At 50.8% G+C, this 19,155-nt stretch carries 19 protein-coding genes; 13 read left to right on the forward strand and 6 right to left on the reverse strand.

Going from position 1 to position 19,155, the window contains the following annotated elements; all coding sequences use genetic code 11:
• Nucleotides 1-49 precede the first annotated feature (49 nt).
• Nucleotides 50-796 carry a creatininase family protein gene (locus VB741_RS07590; RefSeq protein ID WP_323364558.1) on the reverse strand — a complete coding sequence of 249 codons (747 nt, stop codon included), beginning with the start codon at nt 794-796 and terminating at the stop codon, nt 50-52.
• A gap of 190 nt (nt 797-986) precedes the next feature.
• On the opposite strand from VB741_RS07590, the gene VB741_RS07595 reads away from it, so the two are divergent.
• Nucleotides 987-1,271, forward strand: a complete 285-nt coding sequence (locus VB741_RS07595) for a DUF6679 family protein (protein WP_323364559.1) — start codon at nt 987-989, stop codon at nt 1,269-1,271.
• A gap of 19 nt (nt 1,272-1,290) precedes the next feature.
• Here the strand turns inward: VB741_RS07595 and VB741_RS07600 are convergent, their stop codons facing one another.
• Both VB741_RS07600 and VB741_RS07605 read right to left on the reverse strand, forming a co-directional pair.
• Nucleotides 1,291-2,988 (reverse strand): MBL fold metallo-hydrolase, encoded by a 1,698-nt coding sequence (locus tag VB741_RS07600; RefSeq protein ID WP_323364560.1) that lies wholly within the window; start codon nt 2,986-2,988, stop codon nt 1,291-1,293.
• 52 nt (nt 2,989-3,040) lie between these two features.
• Complete coding sequence (locus VB741_RS07605) at nt 3,041-3,163, reverse strand: hypothetical protein (RefSeq protein WP_323364561.1); 123 nt, start codon at nt 3,161-3,163, stop codon at nt 3,041-3,043.
• A gap of 167 nt (nt 3,164-3,330) precedes the next feature.
• Here VB741_RS07605 and VB741_RS07610 point away from each other — a divergent pair, with 167 nt between their 5' ends.
• Nucleotides 3,331-3,921, forward strand: coding sequence for a DNA-3-methyladenine glycosylase (locus VB741_RS07610; RefSeq protein WP_442786317.1), 591 nt, complete (start codon nt 3,331-3,333; stop codon nt 3,919-3,921).
• Between the two features lie 23 nt (nt 3,922-3,944).
• Here the strand turns inward: VB741_RS07610 and VB741_RS07615 are convergent, their stop codons facing one another.
• On the reverse strand, nt 3,945-4,535 hold the full coding sequence (locus VB741_RS07615) for a hypothetical protein (RefSeq protein ID WP_323364563.1): 591 nt from the start codon (nt 4,533-4,535) through the stop codon (nt 3,945-3,947).
• Between the two features lie 214 nt (nt 4,536-4,749).
• Here VB741_RS07615 and VB741_RS07620 point away from each other — a divergent pair, with 214 nt between their 5' ends.
• Nucleotides 4,750-5,769, forward strand: a complete 1,020-nt coding sequence (locus VB741_RS07620; protein WP_323364564.1) for an aspartate carbamoyltransferase catalytic subunit — start codon at nt 4,750-4,752, stop codon at nt 5,767-5,769.
• Here the strand turns inward: VB741_RS07620 and VB741_RS07625 are convergent.
• A complete protein-coding gene (locus tag VB741_RS07625; RefSeq protein WP_323364565.1) occupies nt 5,762-6,031 on the reverse strand; it encodes a hypothetical protein in 270 nt (89 codons plus the stop codon). The two genes, VB741_RS07620 and VB741_RS07625, sit on opposite strands and share 8 nt — an antisense overlap.
• A gap of 233 nt (nt 6,032-6,264) precedes the next feature.
• On the opposite strand from VB741_RS07625, the gene VB741_RS07630 reads away from it, so the two are divergent.
• On the forward strand, nt 6,265-6,759 hold the full coding sequence (locus VB741_RS07630; RefSeq protein ID WP_323364566.1) for a molybdenum cofactor biosynthesis protein MoaE: 495 nt from the start codon (nt 6,265-6,267) through the stop codon (nt 6,757-6,759).
• 5 nt (nt 6,760-6,764) lie between these two features.
• Here the strand turns inward: VB741_RS07630 and VB741_RS07635 are convergent, their stop codons facing one another.
• Entirely contained in the window at nt 6,765-7,250 is a 486-nt protein-coding gene (locus tag VB741_RS07635) for a DUF411 domain-containing protein (protein ID WP_323364567.1), read from the reverse strand.
• A gap of 477 nt (nt 7,251-7,727) precedes the next feature.
• On the opposite strand from VB741_RS07635, the gene VB741_RS07640 reads away from it, so the two are divergent.
• The 9 genes from VB741_RS07640 (at nt 7,728) to VB741_RS07680 (ending at nt 19,109) form a co-directional block, all read left to right on the forward strand.
• Entirely contained in the window at nt 7,728-9,401 is a 1,674-nt protein-coding gene (locus VB741_RS07640) for an efflux RND transporter periplasmic adaptor subunit (RefSeq protein WP_323364568.1), read from the forward strand.
• Nucleotides 9,402-9,452: 51 nt separating this feature from the next.
• A complete protein-coding gene (locus tag VB741_RS07645) occupies nt 9,453-9,956 on the forward strand; it encodes a hypothetical protein (protein WP_323364569.1) in 504 nt (167 codons plus the stop codon).
• Between the two features lie 43 nt (nt 9,957-9,999).
• A complete protein-coding gene (locus tag VB741_RS07650) occupies nt 10,000-10,623 on the forward strand; it encodes a class I SAM-dependent methyltransferase (protein ID WP_323364570.1) in 624 nt (207 codons plus the stop codon).
• 6 nt (nt 10,624-10,629) lie between these two features.
• Nucleotides 10,630-13,767 carry an efflux RND transporter permease subunit gene (locus VB741_RS07655; RefSeq protein WP_323364571.1) on the forward strand — a complete coding sequence of 1,046 codons (3,138 nt, stop codon included), beginning with the start codon at nt 10,630-10,632 and terminating at the stop codon, nt 13,765-13,767.
• 48 nt (nt 13,768-13,815) lie between these two features.
• Nucleotides 13,816-14,325, forward strand: coding sequence for a hypothetical protein (locus tag VB741_RS07660; RefSeq protein ID WP_323364572.1), 510 nt, complete (start codon nt 13,816-13,818; stop codon nt 14,323-14,325).
• Between the two features lie 14 nt (nt 14,326-14,339).
• Nucleotides 14,340-15,038, forward strand: coding sequence for a two-component system response regulator RppA (rppA, locus tag VB741_RS07665; RefSeq protein WP_323364573.1), 699 nt, complete (start codon nt 14,340-14,342; stop codon nt 15,036-15,038).
• Between the two features lie 3 nt (nt 15,039-15,041).
• On the forward strand, nt 15,042-16,382 hold the full coding sequence (rppB, locus tag VB741_RS07670; protein ID WP_323364574.1) for a two-component system sensor histidine kinase RppB: 1,341 nt from the start codon (nt 15,042-15,044) through the stop codon (nt 16,380-16,382).
• Nucleotides 16,383-16,835: 453 nt separating this feature from the next.
• Nucleotides 16,836-17,813 carry a hypothetical protein gene (locus VB741_RS07675; RefSeq protein ID WP_323364575.1) on the forward strand — a complete coding sequence of 326 codons (978 nt, stop codon included), beginning with the start codon at nt 16,836-16,838 and terminating at the stop codon, nt 17,811-17,813.
• 435 nt (nt 17,814-18,248) lie between these two features.
• Nucleotides 18,249-19,109, forward strand: a complete 861-nt coding sequence (locus VB741_RS07680) for a DUF1361 domain-containing protein (RefSeq protein WP_323364576.1) — start codon at nt 18,249-18,251, stop codon at nt 19,107-19,109.
• Nucleotides 19,110-19,155 lie beyond the last annotated feature (46 nt).

Here is a 19,155-nt window from a genome sequence, read left to right on the forward strand (position 1 = left end):
GTTCCTGGTCAGGGCATTGCATGCAATGCCCTGACCAGGAACCCCGACCCTATTCACCCAAAAATTTTAGGTAGTCATTGCTCATTTCTTTGACGGCAGCGGCGTAAAATTGCTGGCCATGGTCTGGGGTGGCCAGATCTGGGTTAGATCCCATGCGGCCATCGGTGTAAAACCGGCGAAAGTCCGTAGCGCCATAGATGCGATGGCCAGATGGTGCCACCTGAGGGTCCAAAGGCGCAGATTTGATGTGGTCGGGATAGGCGTATTGGGTCAGGGCCACTTCGCTGGGGGTGGCGTGGGAGCCTTCTTGATCACCGTAAAGTTCTTTGGCTAAGGCATATACGGAGCGACACATAAACCAATTGGCGAGGTGACAGCGCACCTGATCGGCCCCAGGGATCTGGAGTTCCTCCAAGGTGGCATAGGTTTCAGAAAAGGCGGCTTTGAGGGTGGCCATGTTGCCCCCGTGGCCATTGATAAAATAAAACCGGGTAAAACCGGCCCTAGCTAAGGGTTTCAGGTAGTCCTGGATCAGGGCGATCAGGGTACTGGGGCGCAAACTGATGCTGCCGGGAAAGGCGGTGTGGTGTAGGGCCATGCCCACATTGATGGTTGGCCCGACTAAGGCCCCGGTTTGCTCGCCGACGCCTACTGCAATGGTTTCTGCACAAATGGCATCGGTGCCAATCAGCCCGGTGGGGCCATGCTGCTCGGTGGAACCAATGGGGAAAATAATGCCTTGCGATCGCACCAAATAAGCCTCGACTTCAGGCCATGTGCATAGTTGCAGTTTCATAATTGATCTCCATCACCAACAACTGGCTATTTTTGGGTGGTCAAAATCCATGCCCCTCCCTTAAGCTGTTATTTAAGTTATGGCACTAGTGGATAACCATGGATTAACCCCAAGTTATGGCGTTCATCCATGACCTGAAATCCGATGGCTCTAGTGCCACAGTAGTCGCTTAGATGACGGGTAGATTTCTATGCTACATCGCAAGATATACCAACTCTCGTGCGACGGTCGTGAAGTGTGGATATTTTTGAGAGATCAGCACCGCTGGATTGAGCGGGCTCAGATTTTAAATATCGAAGGCGACCTGGTCACCCTACGCTACCAAACCGAAGAAGAGGATGAGTGCTGTGCGTGGGAAGAAATGGTCCGATTGGAGAGTATAGGGTCGATTCAGCAAAAGATCGCCACCGTACCCAAGGGCGATACGGAACTGATGATATCCAACGACTGCCCCACCTCGGAACAAATCCAGTAGGGTCGTTGCCTGCAACGCCCTACCGAACCACAAATTCTGGGCAGTGGCCATCGGGGGCCACTAACCGGCCGAACAGGGGCGACCGAGACTGCTGACAGCTGCGCTGCCGATAAAACCGACAGTTATCACAGACGGCTCGATCGGGAGCTAAACGATTGGTAATATTAGCCAACTCAGACGGGTCCACCCCCCGCAGCACTAAATTTTCGCCCTGCCAACGGGCTTCGATAATGCCGGTTTCAGCGAAGCTTTGCCAACGGACATCAGTGGTCAGGGTGGGCGGCAGCCGGAGGGAAACCTGGTCCAGGGATTCGTTCACGGTGCCTTCAAAGGTGGGTTCACGGGGCGGTGGCGGCGAGGCAAACGCCGTATCTAACCGCAGGGAGAGGGGGTTTCCCGGTAGGGGAATATGCACCTGGTAGCGACTTTGGAGCGAGTCTAAATTTGCCAGGGCAGTGAGGTGGTCCAACTTGCCATGGATCAATACCACGTGACGAGGGCGCAGGTTATGGATCAGTTGGGTGGTGCCATCACCATCGCAATGGTCGTAGAGCTGGTAGGTTTCTAGCTGGACAGTGCCCGAGGGGGTGGCATTCTTAAAGCTATCAAACCAATCATAGGGGGGGCCATGGGGGTTGATCTGGGCCTGCCAGGCTCGGAGGTTGGCCTGCTCTGGCAAAAAGACACTCCAAGAGCCTCGATAGCGCTCACAGTAAAGGGCCACCGGAGTAGCCGGATGGACCAACAGGACCGCCGGAGCCTGCAGCGTTCCGATGGGGCCATCGGCGATGGGCAGCCCATCAGTGGGTAACTGGGGTAAACGCTTAATGGTGGGATAAATCCGATCGTCCCAAAAAATGGACTGGTGCTGGGCAAAATTCTGCACATTGCGCGGAAAAGCTGCGGGCATCTGGTCCAACAGCTCTAGATAGGCATCACAGGTGCGGGCCAGGGCAGGATCTACCCAAATGGTTAAGGGCTGGCCAGTAAATTGATAGTGGCTACGCCAGAGCATGAGCAACTCTTGACCCAGACCGATGAGGGGCACCGGAAATACCACGCAGCGGGATTGGTCTAGGTGCGATCGCAACCGTTCAATCAGCTGGTTTTCCTGCTGTCGTCGGTTGGGATATCGGGCCGTACCCAGGCTCCCCTCCGTGATCAGCACATCTGGATTTAGCCCCCGCAACGCCGCCAGGGGAAAACCCTCCACCAGCCGAGTGCTGGAGAGAAAACAGTCACCCGTGTAAAACAGTCGATAGCGTTTGGCCCCCTGGGTGTAGGTCAGCAAGGCACAGGCCGCCCCGGGCAGATGCCCCGCTGGCCAAAGCTCCAGGGTAAGGTTATCCGCCACCGCCACCGGGATACGCCAAGGCAAGGGACGGATGGAGTTGGCAAGGGACCGATTCGCCATCAGCGCCACGGTGGCTGCGGTGGCATAGATGGGCAGCTGGGGCCACCGTTGCAACAACAGGCTTAAGCCACGCCCATGGTCATCATGGGCGTGGCTATAAAACACAGCAGCGGGCGGGGGACCATGGACTAGGGAGGCTAAGTCTTCTACCCCACAATCGAGCAAAATCCGATGGGGACCAATGGATAGCCCTAAGCTAACCCCCTCTTGGCCATGACCGACACCATAGGGATAACAGACGACGGCTTCTCCATCGGCAATATCGGTTGATCCCAGCGGTGGTAAAACAACATCGGCCCCCATTAGGTCAGTAGGTGCGCCCTTTTAAAGTAAGCACGACCACCCCAATCAGGGTTTAGTGAGCAGAGCCGTTGCCATGGTAATCGTCAGAGTCATAGAAGCCATTTTGGGTGCCGAAGAATAGGCAGGCAATGGAAAATACAACGGCTAGAGCTGGCAAAATTGTCTTGATATCCACGGTGGGTTATTCCTTTGGTTAAATCTCTGGATGGTTTAGCGATGGGTCATTTTGCCCAACCCGTCCATGGATCGTAGCAAGTCCCTTGGGGAATGCAATCATAGACGCCAGGACTGTTACATAACTGTTATTTACTGCAACATTACTTGCCTATCGCCATGGCATTGATGATTAGGGCTGATTGGTGCGATCGCAACCCTCTCCACGTCGCCCCCGACCTCATTGGCTGCAGCCTCATCCGCCAGCTCAACGGCGAAACAGTCAGGGGCATCATCGTCGAAACCGAAGCCTACTGCCCCAATGATCCCGCCTGCCATGCCCATCGTGGTAAAACCCCCAGCAACGCCGCCATGTTTGGACCACCGGGGCACAGCTATATCTACTTTATTTACGGCATGTACCACTGCTTCAACGTGGTCACCGAAGCAGTCGACATCGGCAGTGCCGTCCTCATTCGTGCCCTTGAGCTACCTCACCTGCCCCAAGGGCTGGAGGCCAAGTACAGCCAACAGGGCAAACGGGTGGCAGCCGGTCCCGGCAAGCTATGCCGCACGTTGGAGATCAACCGCAGCCAAAATACGCTGCCCCTGATCCCACAGCATCAGCTATGGCTCGAACATCGGACAGCTGAGTTTCAAAAGCAGTTAGATCAAGGGCAGCAAGCGTTAGTTCAAACCACCCGCATCGGCATTTCCAAAGCCATCGAGCAGCCATGGCGCTGGTATCTAAAAGATAGCCCCAGCGTTTCTAAACCGTAGGTTCTTAGCATCCTGTAAAAACGTTACAGGACAATTTCTGCACCACGGTTGGTAAACTCCACCTTGTCCACTTGCCAGGCAGAATTTTTAGTTAAGGTTTCTTCTAACCCACCAAATAGGCCCTGCTGCTCACAGCTAGTCAGGGACAAAAACTGACGCTCAGAATCTTCCGCTAGACGGAGATCCACAACCGCCTTACTATCCTCAACATTGACCCGGTAGCCCGACAGCTTAAACGCCTCAAACTTATGGCGATCAAGCACCTCACCCACCGCCTCAGTGATCGCCTGATCAGCAGGGACCTTCACCGATTCAGCCTGAAAATTACTACAGCTGTCATCCATTACATAGATGGAAACAGCTACCATTTCAGTATCGGCAGCCCCATCAGCCCCATCAGCCTGGGACGAGACTGGGGGCTTAGCTCCATCCACTGGCTCAGGCTCCACCTCAGGTGTGGCATCCCCACCATCTTCGGTTTCCGCAGCAGGCTTTTCCACCGGTGTCCCAGCAGGGGGTTCAGCCACGTCGGTCGGCCCCGTGCCATTACACCCAGCCAGGGTCAAACCCACAGCTACCAATAAACCTAAGAATACGTTTGGGAACCGAACCATCGGATGAAATACTAAATAAAGTTTGTGCTCATATCCTACAAACTGAAGCTACCCTTTATCCCTAAAGTGTAACAGTTTGCTAAAGCTCCAGTCTGGCGCTGGAGTCTGGCACCGAGTGTGACGGCTTACTCAAGCTCCAGTCTGGCACTGGAGCTTGGCACTGAAAGTGGTAGATTACTTTCCCCCAGCCCCTTATTAAAACTTTGGTCAATCCATGGCCGACAATACCTGGAGTCGTCGACACATCATTTCCCTCGAAGACTTTACCCCTAATGACTATCAAACTATTCTGCAAACGGCGACTAGTTTTCGTGAAGTCCTCTCCCGTCGGACCAAAAAGGTCCCAGCCCTCCAGGGTCAGGTAATCACCAATCTGTTCTTTGAACCCTCCACCCGCACCCGGAGCAGTTTTGAATTAGCCGCCAAACGGCTATCCGCCGATATCCTCAACTTTTCCCCCGGCAGCTCATCCCTGAAAAAAGGAGAAACCATTCTAGATACGGCCAAGACTTACCTGGCTATGGGCACAAACCTGATGGTCATTCGCCATCAAGAGGCTGGAGTCCCCACCATCATTGCCCAGGAAATGGACCGGATTAACTCGGGGGTGGGGATCCTCAATGCCGGGGACGGTCAGCACGCTCACCCATCTCAAGCCCTGCTGGATTTATTCACCATTTGTAATAGTCTCAATCCAGCCAATCCCCACATCGAACAGCTCCAGGGCAAAAAAGTGGTCATCGTGGGGGATATTCTCCATTCGCGGGTGGCCCGGTCCAATATTTGGAGCCTGACCACCTGTGGGGCAGAGGTTCATCTGGTGGCCCCACCCACATTGCTCCCCCAGCATTTTCTAGGGGCATTTAAACAACCCATTCCCCAAGACGACACCGCCGCCGCTCCGCCAGAACGCAAACTCCATCTCCACTGGCAATTAGAGCCAGCCTTAGAAAACGCCGACTTCGTCATGGCCCTGCGGTTACAGCATGAACGCATGAGCCAACATTTACTACCCAGCCTGCGGGAATATCATCAGCAGTTTGGCATCAACCGGGAGCGTCTAAAGCGATGCAAACCCACCGTCAAAATCATGCACCCTGGCCCCACCAATCGCGGTGTGGAACTAACCTCGGACTTAATGGATGATCCCGAATTGAGTCTGGTCTCCATGCAGGTAACCAATGGAGTCGCCACCCGCATGGCACTGCTCTATCTAATTGGCGGCGTCAAGTAACCGCCTCCTCAGAGCCCGTATCCTTCAAAAATTGACGATAGCCATAGAGTTTTGTATCGTCAGAAATTTCTTTGGCCGTGTGAAAGGTAAACCGCCGTTCTTCGCTGGACTCTTGCCAAGCCTGCTGGATTTTTTGGGAGGGAAACGTTCCCTGGACAAGCAGGGTCATCATTTTGGCCCAGCGGGGCTTGAGTTGGTGGGATTCACCCACGTAAAGGCGATATTTACCAATGGTCGCTACAGCAAAGATTCCAGAACTCATAGTCGTTGCAATCGTTATCCGTAATAATTAAGCAGCCCTGTCCTCTAAAGCATGCAAAATTCAGCACATTTTGCTGTTAATTTTCCCCCAGAGCCGTTGCTTTTCACCATATCGTTATGTTTTGCAACGCCCCAGGGACTGCCTACAATGGATAGTAAGCAATTGGCTGAAGGATTTTAGGCGATTGCACCGCCCATAGCTGTTGTTATCTCTATCCGCTAACACTCACCCCTATGACTATTGGCCTCCCATTTAACCTCAATGTTCAGACCCAGACGAATGAAGCTGATAGTTTCTCGATTACCTTTGCACCGCTCTCTCTAGAAGAGGTGTATCGTCTAGCGGAGGATCAGGCCAATGGCGCGATTGTTGTGATGAGTGGCATGGTGCGCAACAACACCGAGGGGAAAGCGGTGGTTGCGCTGGAGTATCAGGCCTATGAGCCCATGGCCGTGGCAGTGTTTAAGCAAATTTCTGCGGAGATTCGTCAGCAGTGGACGGATGTAACCCATGTGGTGATTCACCATCGCACGGGTAAACTCTCTGTGGGAGAGATTAGCGTACTGGTGGCGGTGGGCTGTCCCCACCGGTCGGAGGCATTTGCGGCATGTAAATATGCGATTGATACGTTGAAGCACAATGCGCCGATTTGGAAAAAAGAGATTTGGCAGGATGGTTCCACTAGCTGGGTAAGCATTGGAGCCTGTGAAGATGAAAATGAGCAGTGATCTGTTCAGGAATGTTCTGAAAAAGTTGTTGTTTCCCCACTTTTACCAAAGGCAAAAACAGTATAGGGTTCAACGTAGTCACCTGATTCCATCCCAGGCGAACCCATGGGCATACCGGGTACGGCAATGCCCGCAATATCTGGCTTCTCGGTTAGTAGGCGAGCCACATCCTCTGCGGGGATATGACCTTCCACGACATAACCATTGACAACAGTGGTATGGCATGACGTTAGGTTCTCAGGGACACCGTACTGTTCTTTGACAGCAGCCATGTCTTCGGTGATTTGATCGTTCACCTGAAAGCCTGCGTCACGCATATGCTCGATCCACAGACCGCAACAACCACAGGTAGGGCTGCGAAATACATTGATTTCGCTGGCCAGGGCTACCTGGGATATGGGAGCGGGACCTTGAGCCAGGGTACAACCAGTGAGGATCAGCCCCAGGGTAATGAGGGCAATGCTGCCAATTTTCTTAATGCGATCGATCATGGTTGTTTAACCCGGCAAGATATGACTGAATGGATTTCAGAAGTTGCATACATGGAGATACATGATTCCCCGTTGTCCCCATAATGGCAGACGATAGGGAAATAATGGCTAGTGCTCTGTCACAGCTTAATTTTAGGGTAAATGGAAATCAGCTTGTATCGTGCATCATCGATCTTCAGGCGATCCCATGGCTGGAGGAAAAACCGACCTTGCCCCAAGAGTTGGGGAGCCTATTGGTCATGGGTTACTCCTACTGGGCGATCCGTTTGCCCAGGGTTTAGATGTGATCCCCGGTCAAAGACACCTAGTTTTGAGATGGGCGTTTTGAGGTGGGCCAGCAATCAGAGGGTTTTGCCCTAGAATTTCATCTTGATTTGATATTTCCCTGCCACACTAATCGCTATTAGCATTGAAGGCTTCTCTTCCTAGGACCTTTAATGCTTTGGTGCCGCCCTACTGTTCTCGCAGCATATCCCGATGACTTTTACTTTGAAGTGTGGCGATAAAACTTCCGTGATAGGCATCGGTCTTACCCTGCTATTACTAATGCCTGCGGTAAAAGTCCTAGCCCATGCAGGTCATGGTAACGAGTTCAATCATAGTCAATCTGCCCAGACTAAAGGTGCGATCGCAGTAGACGATACCACCGCAGACCGAATTGGATTGAAAGTTGAGCCGGTCACTCGTCAGTCTCTAGCCTTTGGGGTACAAGCAACAGGGCAAATTGAAACGCCTCCCAGTCGTAGTGTTGAAGTCACAAACCCAGTGGGTGGAACCGTTGTCCGGCTACTGGTGGAACCCGGCGATAGGATTGAGGTCGGACAAGCCCTAGCCGTGATCACCAGTGGCGAACTGGCAGAACTGCGGGTTACAGCCCTAGAAAATGCCGCCGAACGCCAAGGGGATGTACAACAGGCTGAAGCCAACGCACGATTAGCTCAACAGAGCTATGAAAGACAGCAGAAAATTGCCTTGACCGCGATTAACCAGACCAGAACCGAGCTGAGAGTGGCCCAGGAGCAATACGAGCGCGATCGCAATCTCACCGAAAAAGGGGCACTCCCCAGGCGGGAACTTTTGGAATCGGAAGCAAATTTAGCATTGGTCCAGCAAGCTGTGACGGAGGCAGAAAGCCAGTTAGAGGTGTTAGCAGCCCAGACGGAAGTGGAACGCACTCAAACCGCCCTTAAGGTAGCTCAATCCCGGGCCCAACTCAGTACCAGAACGTATCAAACCCGACTAGAACAATTAGGGGCAGAAGCCAATCCAGATGGCACAATTACGATCAAAGCACCGATTTCAGGCACAATCACCAATCGGGCAGTGACCCTCGGACAGTCAGCAGAGGATGCAGGGGAAACCTTGATGACGATTGTGGACGATCGCACGGTGCTAGCCACTGCCAATATTTACGAGAAAGATTTGAATCAGGTGTCTCAAGGTCAGCGAGTAAGAGTTACGACATCAAGCCTGCCGGATCAACTCTTTGAAGGACAAATTACCAACATTGGCTCATTGGTAGAAGGAGAAAATCGAGTCGTCCTCGTCAGAGCAGAGTTGGACAATACAGATGGCACCCTGAAGCCAGGTATGTTTGCCGAATTAGAGGTACTGACCGATCGCACCCCAGAACCTGTTGTGGCGATTCCTCAGTCCGCGATTGTCGAAGCCAATGGTCAGCCGATTGTTTTTGTGCAGAATGGCAATTCGTTTCAACCGGTTGAGGTAACGCTGGGTAGACAGGCTGGAGACTTGGTGGAGGTAGAGAGCGGATTGTTTGAAGGCGATCGTATTGTCACCCAGCGCGCCAATCAACTTTATGCCCAATCCTTACGAGGTGGCTCCGCCGAACCAGAGGAAGCCGAAACAACGGAAGTGACGGAAACAAGCGGTGCTGGTGGAACATTGCCCTGGTGGGTTTTGCTTTCAGGGAGTGGAGCACTGGCGATCGGCACTTTTGCAGCCGGAGCTTTTTGGTCCAATCGACGAAACCGGAAGCAACTCACATCGGCAATGACTGCCCTGGAACGTCTAGAAGATCCCCACAATATGTATCATGCGACACCCGACAATCAGCCTGCTCTGCTACATCCAGCAGACCCGCACCATCGAGATGGTGAAATCCCTGCCCCCCCGCATCAGCACCATTAAGTCGCTGTCTAAAACTATTTCACCCATCGATTATTTGAGAGGAATTAAATCATGAAACTCAGCAAATCTCTTGCGATCGTTCTCATTAGCCTGGGATTCATTTTAGGAGCCTGTGCCAGTGGCGGAGAGCAAACGGCAACTTCAGAAAGTCCTGCTACCTCTCCAGAAACATCTCCTGCTGCTGAATCTCCCGCCAGCCCTACCACATCAGCTCAAGCTGATGCCGCTCACGATACAAGTGTCTCGAAAGGTGGACAGGTCGTTGAAGCAGGTTCTTATCATCTGGAACTGATTACCCTAAAAGAATCCAGTGGCGTACACCTCGATTTCTATCTACAAAAAGGAGATACCCACGCAGCGATTCCAGATGCAACAGTAACGGGTCAAATTCAGCTACCGGACGGAACACAAAAGACGGTCGAATTTGAGTACGACGCTGCCGGAGAACATTACGCTGCGACCTTGCCGGATACAGCAGTCGGAGAGTACAACGTTGCAGTTTTGACCGATATCAATGGTGAGAAGGTAAACGGGCGTTTCAACTTCATCCAGTAGTTGGGCTGGAGAAGCGATCGCCAGTTAAACAGGAACGAACGACATGGTTGAAGTAGTGGTTCAGCAGCAATATGATCACCTTGCCAAAATCTATGATCAACGTTGGCATAGTTACGTTACAAACACCCTCAACTTCTTAAAGCAGTGGGCGCAAATTTCTCCACAGGCGATCGTTCTAGATGTCGCGTGTGGAACAGGGGAGTTTGAGCGATTGCTGTTACAAGACCATCCCAATCAGCAGATTGTGGGGATCGATATTTCAGCAGAAATGCTAACCATGGCGAAAAGAAAACTCCAACCCTATGCTTCTGTTTCCTTTCACCAGGTTAGCGTAACAGCAATTCCCTTTGCCAATGAAGCCTTTGATTATGTCATTTGTGCCAGTTCTTTCCACTATTTTGACACTCCCTTGGATGCATTGGCAGAAATGAAGCGAGTTCTCAAACCAGGGGGAAAACTAATCATTCTAGATTGGTGCAAAGACTTTTGGCTGTGCCGTTTTTGTGATGCTGTACTAAAGGTGTTTGATCCAGCCCACAAACAGTGTTTCACACAACAAGAGTTTCACAATTTTCTAGCTACATCCCAATTTGACATTCAGGCTGCAAAGAAATTGCGGTTTGGATGGGTATGGGGATTGATGGTTGCTACCGCTACTAAACATTAAACTGCTATGCTCGATGCAATTTTGAAGGGGTCGATTGTCCAACGCTGGTTAGTAGTGATTGGAGCGGTAATTGTCACCGTTTTAGGCATCTACAACCTCACCCAAATGCCGCTGGATGTATTTCCTGACTTTGCGCCACCTCAAGTCGAGATCCAAACCGAAGCCCCAGGATTGGCTCCTGAAGAAGTGGAGTCGTTGATTACGCTACCGATCGAAAGTGCAGTGAATGGAACACCTGGGGTGGAAACGGTGCGATCGTCATCTGCGGTCAGCATCTCAGTGGTCAGGGTCATTTTTAATTGGGGAACTGATATTTATCGCGCCAGACAGCTAGTCACAGAACGATTGCAGCAGGTACAAGAGAAGTTACCAGAGGGGGTCGGAACGCCACAGATTTCTCCGGTTTCATCTCCGGTTGGCACGGTCTTAATGTATGCCTTTACCGCAGAAACAACTTCGTTGATGGACGTGCGACGGCTTGTGGATCGAGATGTGACAAACCGGTTGCTGGCGGTTCCAGGAGTGTCTCAAGTGATTGCTTACGGTGGGGATGTGCGGCAGTATCAAGTCTTAGTTGATCCAGCAAAGCTGACTGCTTTCAATGTCTCGCTGCAAGAGGTGACAGAAGCCGCAGAAGCCGCTAACGTCAATGCCGCTGGAGGGTTCTTGACGACTCCCGATCAGGAAATGATCATTCGAGGGGTAGGACGACTGGAATCGATCGATCAGCTAGGAGAATCGGTTGTCACCGCTCGTGATGGACAGCCTATACTACTGCGCGATGTGGCACAGGTGGAAGTCGGAGCTGCTTTAAAGCGGGGCGATGGTAGCTTCGACGGTCAACCTGCCATCATTGTGGTGATCAATAAGCAGCCGATGAATGACACGCCTACCGTTACACGGGCGATCGAACGCGCAATGGCAGAGGTCAAAGCTGGACTTCCTGAAGATGTAACGGTGACCGAAACGTTTCGTCAAGAAAACTTCATTGAAGCCTCGATTGAAAATGTTCTCGGTTCATTACGCGACGGCATCATCATCGTCTCAATTATTTTGCTGCTATTTTTAATGAACTGGCGAACCGCCGTGATTACCCTCAGCGCCATTCCCCTGTCGATTTTGGTGGGGATGCTAATTTTGAATGCCTTTGGTCAGGGTATCAATACGATGACGTTGGGTGGCTTAGCAGTAGCGATCGGGTCAGTGGTGGACGACTCGATTGTGGACATGGAAAATGCCTATCGGGGATTGCGAAAGAACCAGTTAGCAGGCACGCCAGAACACCCGTTTAAGGTGGTCTACGATACCTCTGTGGAAGTGCGGGTCAGCGTCATCTTCTCGACGGTGATCATTGCGGTGGTCTTTGCCCCGATTTTCAGCCTCACAGGTGTCGAAGGGCGCATCTTTGCCCCGATGGGGGTTGCGTATTTAGTGTCAATTTTTGCCTCAACCTTTGTGGCGATGACCCTTTCACCTGCTTTGTGTGCCATCCTGCTGGCAAACCGTCCTCTTCCTAGCGATGAAACCTGGGTCAGTGCCTTTTCTCAGCGGCTCTATCGCCCTGCCCTTGCTTTTGCCATGCGTCGCGCCAAGGTTGTGCTGATGATTGCAGGCGCTTTGTTAGTTGCATCCCTGCTTGTGTTCTCCAGTCTGGGACGAGTGTTTTTGCCAGAATTTCAAGAGCCTTCCTTGGTGAATGCGATGTTGCTCTATCCCGGTGTTTCTCTGGAAGCGACCAATCAATCTGGGCTAGCAATGCAAAATGCACTCAAGGATGATCCACGCTTTGCCACCGTGCAGTTACGCGCCGGACGTGCGCCCGGAGATGCCGATGCAGGTGGGGTGAACCTGGGGCATTTAGATGTGGAACTGAGCCAGGAAGGGTTGAAAGATCGGGAAGCATCGGTTGAAAAAGTCCGCGAGGAATTTGCTCGGATTCCAGGGATTGCGCCAAGTGTCGGTGGTTTTATTTCACATCGGATGGATGAGGTGTTATCAGGAGTGCGGAGTGCGATCGCCGTTAAAATCTTTGGTCCTGATTTAGATGAACTCCGTTCCATTGGTAGCGAGGTCGAAGCGGCTATTCGGGATATCAATGGATTGGTCGATCTGCAACTAGAACCCCAAGTCCCAATTCGGCAGGTACAGATTCAGTTCGATCGCTCAGCCGCCGCTCGGTACGGTCTAACGGTGGGTCAAATTTCTGAGATTATCGAAACAGCGCTTAACGGTCGTGTGGTCTCGCAAGTATTGGAGCAACAACAGCTATTTGACCTGCTGGTATGGCTGGAAGACGGATCTCGGAACAATCTCGATACCATTCGCAATCTGCTAATTGATACCCCCACCGGTCAAAAAATCCCCCTGGTTCAAGTGGCTCAGATTGACTACGGAACCGGACCGAATACGATTAATCGTGAAAATGTCTCTCGTCTCCTTGTGGTGTCTGCAAACGTGGCTGGACGTGATTTAGGATCTGTTGTCAATGAAATCCAGTCCAAGGTAAAAGAAACCATACCGCTGCCCTCTGGATATTTCATTCAGTACGGTGGGCAGTTTGAGTCAGAACAGCGGGCAAGCCAAAATTTGCTGGTGTTTGGTGGATTGGCGATCGTCGTGATTTCCATTCTGATGTATTTTGCTGTGAAATCTGTTGTCGGAATGCTGATGATTATGATTAACCTCCCCCTTGCCTTGGTCGGAGGCATCTTTTCAATCGCATTAGGCAGGGGGATCGTTTCCGTTGCCTCATTGGTGGGCTTTATTACCCTATTTGGAGTTGCCACTCGCAACGGCTTGTTGCTGGTTGACAATTACAACAATAAATTGGCGCAGGGATTACCGCTTCAAGAGGTAATTGTCGAAGGTTCAATGGAGCGATTGGTTGCTATTTTGATGACGGCACTCACCTCAGCCTTGGGCATGATTCCCCTGGTCATTGGTACAGGAGCGGGGAAGGAAATTCTACAACCGTTGGCGATAGTCGTTCTAGGTGGTTTATCTACCTCTACAGCGTTGACGTTGCTGGTATTGCCTGCCCTCTACTCGTTGTTTGGACGATATCTAATTCCCAAAGCAGCAGCAACATCTGTACAAACTGATGTTTTTCAGGGTTATGCGCCTGACAAAGTTCCGATCGCTTAGTACTGCCAATTGTTATTCATCCGTTATTCATCTTAAAAGGTCAAGATTATGAAATTGAATCGACTTTCCTCCGTCATCATTGGTCTGGTTTTCCTATTGGGAGCTTGCGCCAGCAGTGAAAGCCCCACAGCAAGCTCAGAAAGCCCTGCGGCAAGTCTATCTGTCGCTGATTCTCCTGTTGCCGATGCCGCCACATCTCCTGAAACAACCACCACATCCCCTGAAGCAACCGATCATTCTGCTCCTCAGCAAGGCGGACAAGTCGTTGAAGTAGGTAACTACCATCTGGAACTCGTCGCTTTACCAGAAGCCAGCGGAACCCATCTCGATCTGTTTTTGCAAACCGGGGATACCCATGCAGCAATTGAAGGAGCAACGGTCACAGGTCAAGTTCAACTACCCGATGGCGCTCAGAGGCAAGTCGATTTTGAATATGATGCCGAAGGCAAGCACTACGTAGCTTTGTTGCCTGAAACCGCATCCGGTGAGTATAAAGTTGCTATCTTAACGGATATTAATGGCGAAAAAGTGAATGGACGTTTTACTTTTACCAAGTAGTTAGGCTAGATACAATGAGGGTTCTGCTCGTTGAAGATGAACATGACCTGGGGGCAGCTCTAGAGCGATCGCTCAAACGCGAAAAATACGTCGTGGATTGGGTGAAGGATGGTATAGAGGCTTGGCAATTTCTAGAAAACGATTGGAGTCAATACACCGTTGCCATCTTTGATTGGCTACTTCCAGGACTGTCTGGAATTGAGCTGTGTCAACGGCTTCGAGCGAAACAAAACCCTCTTCCAGTCTTGATGCTGACAGCGCGCGATCGCATGGAAGATCGGGTCATGGGACTCGATGCCGGAGCCGATGATTATTTGATTAAGCCCTTTGGCATGGCGGAATTGCTAGCCCGGTTGCGAGCACTCCAGCGGCGATCGCTGCAGATTCAACCACCCCAACTTCAGGTTGGCAATTTGCTTCTAGATTACGCCACATCAACCGTTTCGATTTCCACAAACCCAGGCAACCTGCAAAACATTCCTCTCACTGCTAAGGAATTTCAATTATTGGAATACTTTATGCAGCACCCTAATCAAATTCTGTCGCGTGACCAAATTATTGGTCGTATCTGGCGAGCAGAAGCAGACTTTAGCAGTAATGTGGTTGCAGCTCAAATGCGCCTGTTGCGGCGGAAATTAACCGAGTACGGCTACGATCATCTCATTGAAACCGTTTACGGCATGGGCTACAAGCTCAACGCCAATGAAACATAGCCCATGAAGCATAACAAGGTTTTTCATACCACTCGACTGCGCTTGGCAGGGCTGTATGCTGGCACAATGGGATTTATTCTCACCCTTTGTGCTGTAGGTTTCTATGAAGCGATGGCATATAGTCATGTCTCTGAGTTAAATCATCGAATTGAGTCGGTAGCAGGCACACTGCATGACGGGCTAGAAGCCTCATTGCAGCAACCGGGCAAGCTAGAACCGATCGTGCAAAAGTTTATTCCATCGCTCTGTATTGCTGGGACAACTTGTGCTTACAAATCTACAGCAGCTCACTATTTAGGGGTCTTTCAAGAACATGGTTATTACATTCGCTTTGTCACCTTACCTGGGCAGTTGTTAGCCAGTGCAGGGGAGGCAACAACGGACTTACCTATACGCGTTGAAACCGATCCCTGGCAAATATTAGAAGCTCCTGATGGGACTCGTTATCAGCAATTATCTCTGCTGCTAAAAACAGCTAACCAAGATGCTTGGGGATATATGCAGGTGGGGCGATCGCTCTCTGACATTGATGGACACATGGTTTGGGTGAGGCTAATTTTGCTGATTGGCTTGCCCACGGCGATGATTCTCGTTGTGGTTGCCAGTTGGTGGCTGGCTGGGCAAGCGATGCTGCCCGTATACAGGTCTTACCGCCAGATGCAACAGTTCACGGCTGATGCTGCTCATGAACTCCGAACCCCATTAGCAACAATTCAAGCAAACTTAGAATCTACCCTCATACCGGATGCAACGGATGCCGATGCTTGGGATACCCTTCGTACTGTGGAGCGCCAAAGCGGTCGTCTATCCCGACTTGTCCATGATTTACTGGTTCTTTCCTGCGTGGACTTACAGGGACTTCCTGCCAAACAAGAGTCTTGTCATCTCAATGATTTAGTCAGTGATTTAGTCGAAGAATTTTCGGCCCTAGCAATTGCCTCTAATATTTCACTAACAGCAAACATTCAGGTGACTACGCCGATCAATGTCCTCGGCAGCGAGGAACAACTCTATCGTCTGGTTGCTAATCTCATCACCAATGCAATTCAATACACCCCTGCTGGAGGTAAAGTTACTGTTTACCTCCAGCGAAAAGACCATCATGCTCTGATCCAGGTTCAAGATACAGGAATTGGTATTGCACCCAAAGAACAGACCCGTATTTTTGATCGCTTCTATCGCGTCAACACCGATCGCTCCCGCCATACCGGAGGAGCAGGATTAGGCTTAGCGATCGCAAAGGCGATTGTCCAAGCCCATCAAGGCACCATTCAAGTCCAGAGTGAGCCAAACCAAGGCAGTGTTTTTAGTATTTATTTACCATTAAAGAGCAATCAAAAATAGAGGCCCTTGCAGTCTATAGAATCTATTTCTTCTTATGGCAAAACCCAAGGATGCCAAGCGTGTTCAGTTGAGTGAGCACGCCTGGCATAACGGATAACCGAAATCTTCCCTTAAAAAAAATGAGGTAAAATAGATAGGAGTAAAGTGTTAGAACCCTAAATCAGGTTTAGCTGTTGATGTCGAAGAATTGGGTTGGGTCAAGGTACTTTGTCAGTCGTTCAAAAACGAACCGTGCTATGGCATACTGTCCAACCCAATCTAGAAACTCTAAAATAACAAACATAAGCTGGTTTTAAGCAAGAAGCTGGTTTTAAGCAAGTTCATGACGCTCATTAGCAGATCGAGTGTTTTTATCACGCCTACATCCCAAGCCCTAGCTGATTCCAGGTGCTCTACAGCAATCGCTTACTCCTCACCTTTTCAGACTCCTTTACACCCACACATCCCATCATCATGAATCACAAACATTTTCGCTATAGCTTTCTTAGCTTATGTATAGCCCTCACCACAGCGGGTCTGACAGCAGCTTGCAGTCACATCGGCAAACATTCCAGTCCCCATGGAGACCATGCTAGCCATTCGATACCCGTGACCTCCACGACAGACGGGGCATCAGAAACAGATGGGCAATCCCACGACCACCATAATCACTCTAAACCCGCGACAGACGAGGCATCAAAAGCAGATGGGCAATCCCCAGGCCACAATAATCACTCTGCCCCAACGCCACAGGCCAACAAAACCAAGGCGAAGTTGATTACCTCTGGTCCAGTCGCGCCAAATCAGCTCGCTAGCTTAACGATTGAAATCCAAGATCAGCAGGGGCAAGCTATTCCCAAATTCGATGTCTTTCAAGAAAAGCTGATGCATTTGATTGTAGTCAGTGATAATCTTCAATCCTTCCAACATATTCACCCAGAGTATAAAGAGAATGGCCGTTTCGATGTCGCAGCAGCCTTCCCTGAGAGTGGTACCTACACCCTATTCAGCGACTATAAGCCGGCTGGACAAGCGGAAGAAGTTTCAGCCCTTAAACTCCAAGTGTCAGGTGTAGCGCCTTCTCCTCCCGCCGCCGAGTTCAGTCGGAGTAAGACAATAGGCGATATCCAAGCCAATTTGGATATCTCTCAGCCTCAGGTCAAAGTTGGGGAAGAAGTCACCTTAACGTTCACCTTACAGAGTGCTGAGAGTCTTGAACCCTTGACGGACCTAGAGCCTTATCTAGGTGAACTGGGACATTTAGTGATTGTGAAACAATCTGCTGACCTGTCTAGAGCGGACTATATTCACGCCCATGCGCTTCCAGGGGCGAAGGATGGAACGGTTCAATTCCATACGGTATTCCCTCTAGCAGGTAAATACAAACTCTGGGGACAATTCCAGCGCAACGGTGAGATTGTTACCAGTGATTTTTGGCTTGAGGTTTCTTGAAGCCCAGGTATCGGCCACAGCGCTTCTCGCGGCGGCGGAAGCCAGCGAGTTTGAGCGAGAAGAACAACAGCAGAAAATTATCCACATTTAAGCGGACCTGGTTGATCTCACCCTCAAACGGGATCGCTTTGAGACTCTGACGACAACAGGGGCCACATCCCAATCTGGGTATGCCCAATCTCAGTATGATTTAGCGATATCCCAGGCAAATGCCAAACAGGCCATGGTGGATGGGGCTAAGGCTAAACTGCCCCGTCTGCAATCCAAGGTGGCCAGCGATCAGGCTCAGGTAGAGCGTGCCCATTCGGGGAGCCCTAGCGAACAGGTGCACTAACCGATCTGACTGCGGGTCACGATTCTATTCCATGATTCATGTTGGAATTAACCTCGATCAGTGAGTAGAACTGTAATGTTCGATATGGGGTTGATACATATATGGGATGGATCGTCACTGATATTTATGAGGGTATCGATAAATTTTATAGCGGCTGGATCTGGTGGAACCTATTTCTGGCCTTTATTCCAATGCTAATTAGCTTTAAGCTGTTTCGCCGCAAAGCCATTGCCCCGTTCTGGTTTGCGGTGGCCTGTTTTGGCACTGGCCTAATTGGGCTCGTGGGTCTGGAGTCTAGGCTCCCCAGACTTAGACGGTTTGCGCTAAGTGTGGTGCAGGGTATTCAGACGGCGGATCCGAGCACCTTACTGCAGCTGCTGTGGCTAGCTGGGGTGATGGTGATTGCACTGGGGATTAGCGTTTGGCTATCTAAACACTCCCACACGCGGAAGCTGTGGCTTTGGTGGATAGGTCTGGTGACGTTTATCGCCTTCTTGCCCAATGCGCCCTATATTTTGACTGATATCCTGCACCTGATTCGGGGCACCAGTGCTGGCACGATCAAGATTTGGGTAATTGCTTTTATATTTATTCCGATGCACATGGCGGCAATTATTGTAGGGTTCGAAGCCTATGTGATTGCTCTTTTAAATGTGAATTTCTATTTGCAACAGAAGGGATTGGCGGCGCTCACTGGGCCGGTTGAGCTGGGCATCCATGCCCTATGTGCCTTTGGTGTCTATTTGGGGCGTTTTCTTCGGTTTAATAGTTGGGATGTTGTTGTGGATCCGTCTAGTGTGCTAGCGACTACTCTGAACACGCTGACGTCAAAGCGACCGGTGGCGGCCATTTTCTTTTCATTTATGCTGCTGACGGTGCTCTATTGGATTATGAAGCAGGTAACTTTAGGTCTGAAGCTAAGAATTCACTATATTCGGACAGGGCAGAATGCCCTTGAGTAAACGTGAGTAAACAAAGTTGACGGAGATAGCTGTGTCTCCCAAAAGG

The organism is Leptothoe sp. PORK10 BA2, from assembly GCF_034932105.1.
Classification (GTDB): Bacteria; Cyanobacteriota; Cyanobacteriia; order Phormidesmidales; family Phormidesmidaceae; genus Leptothoe.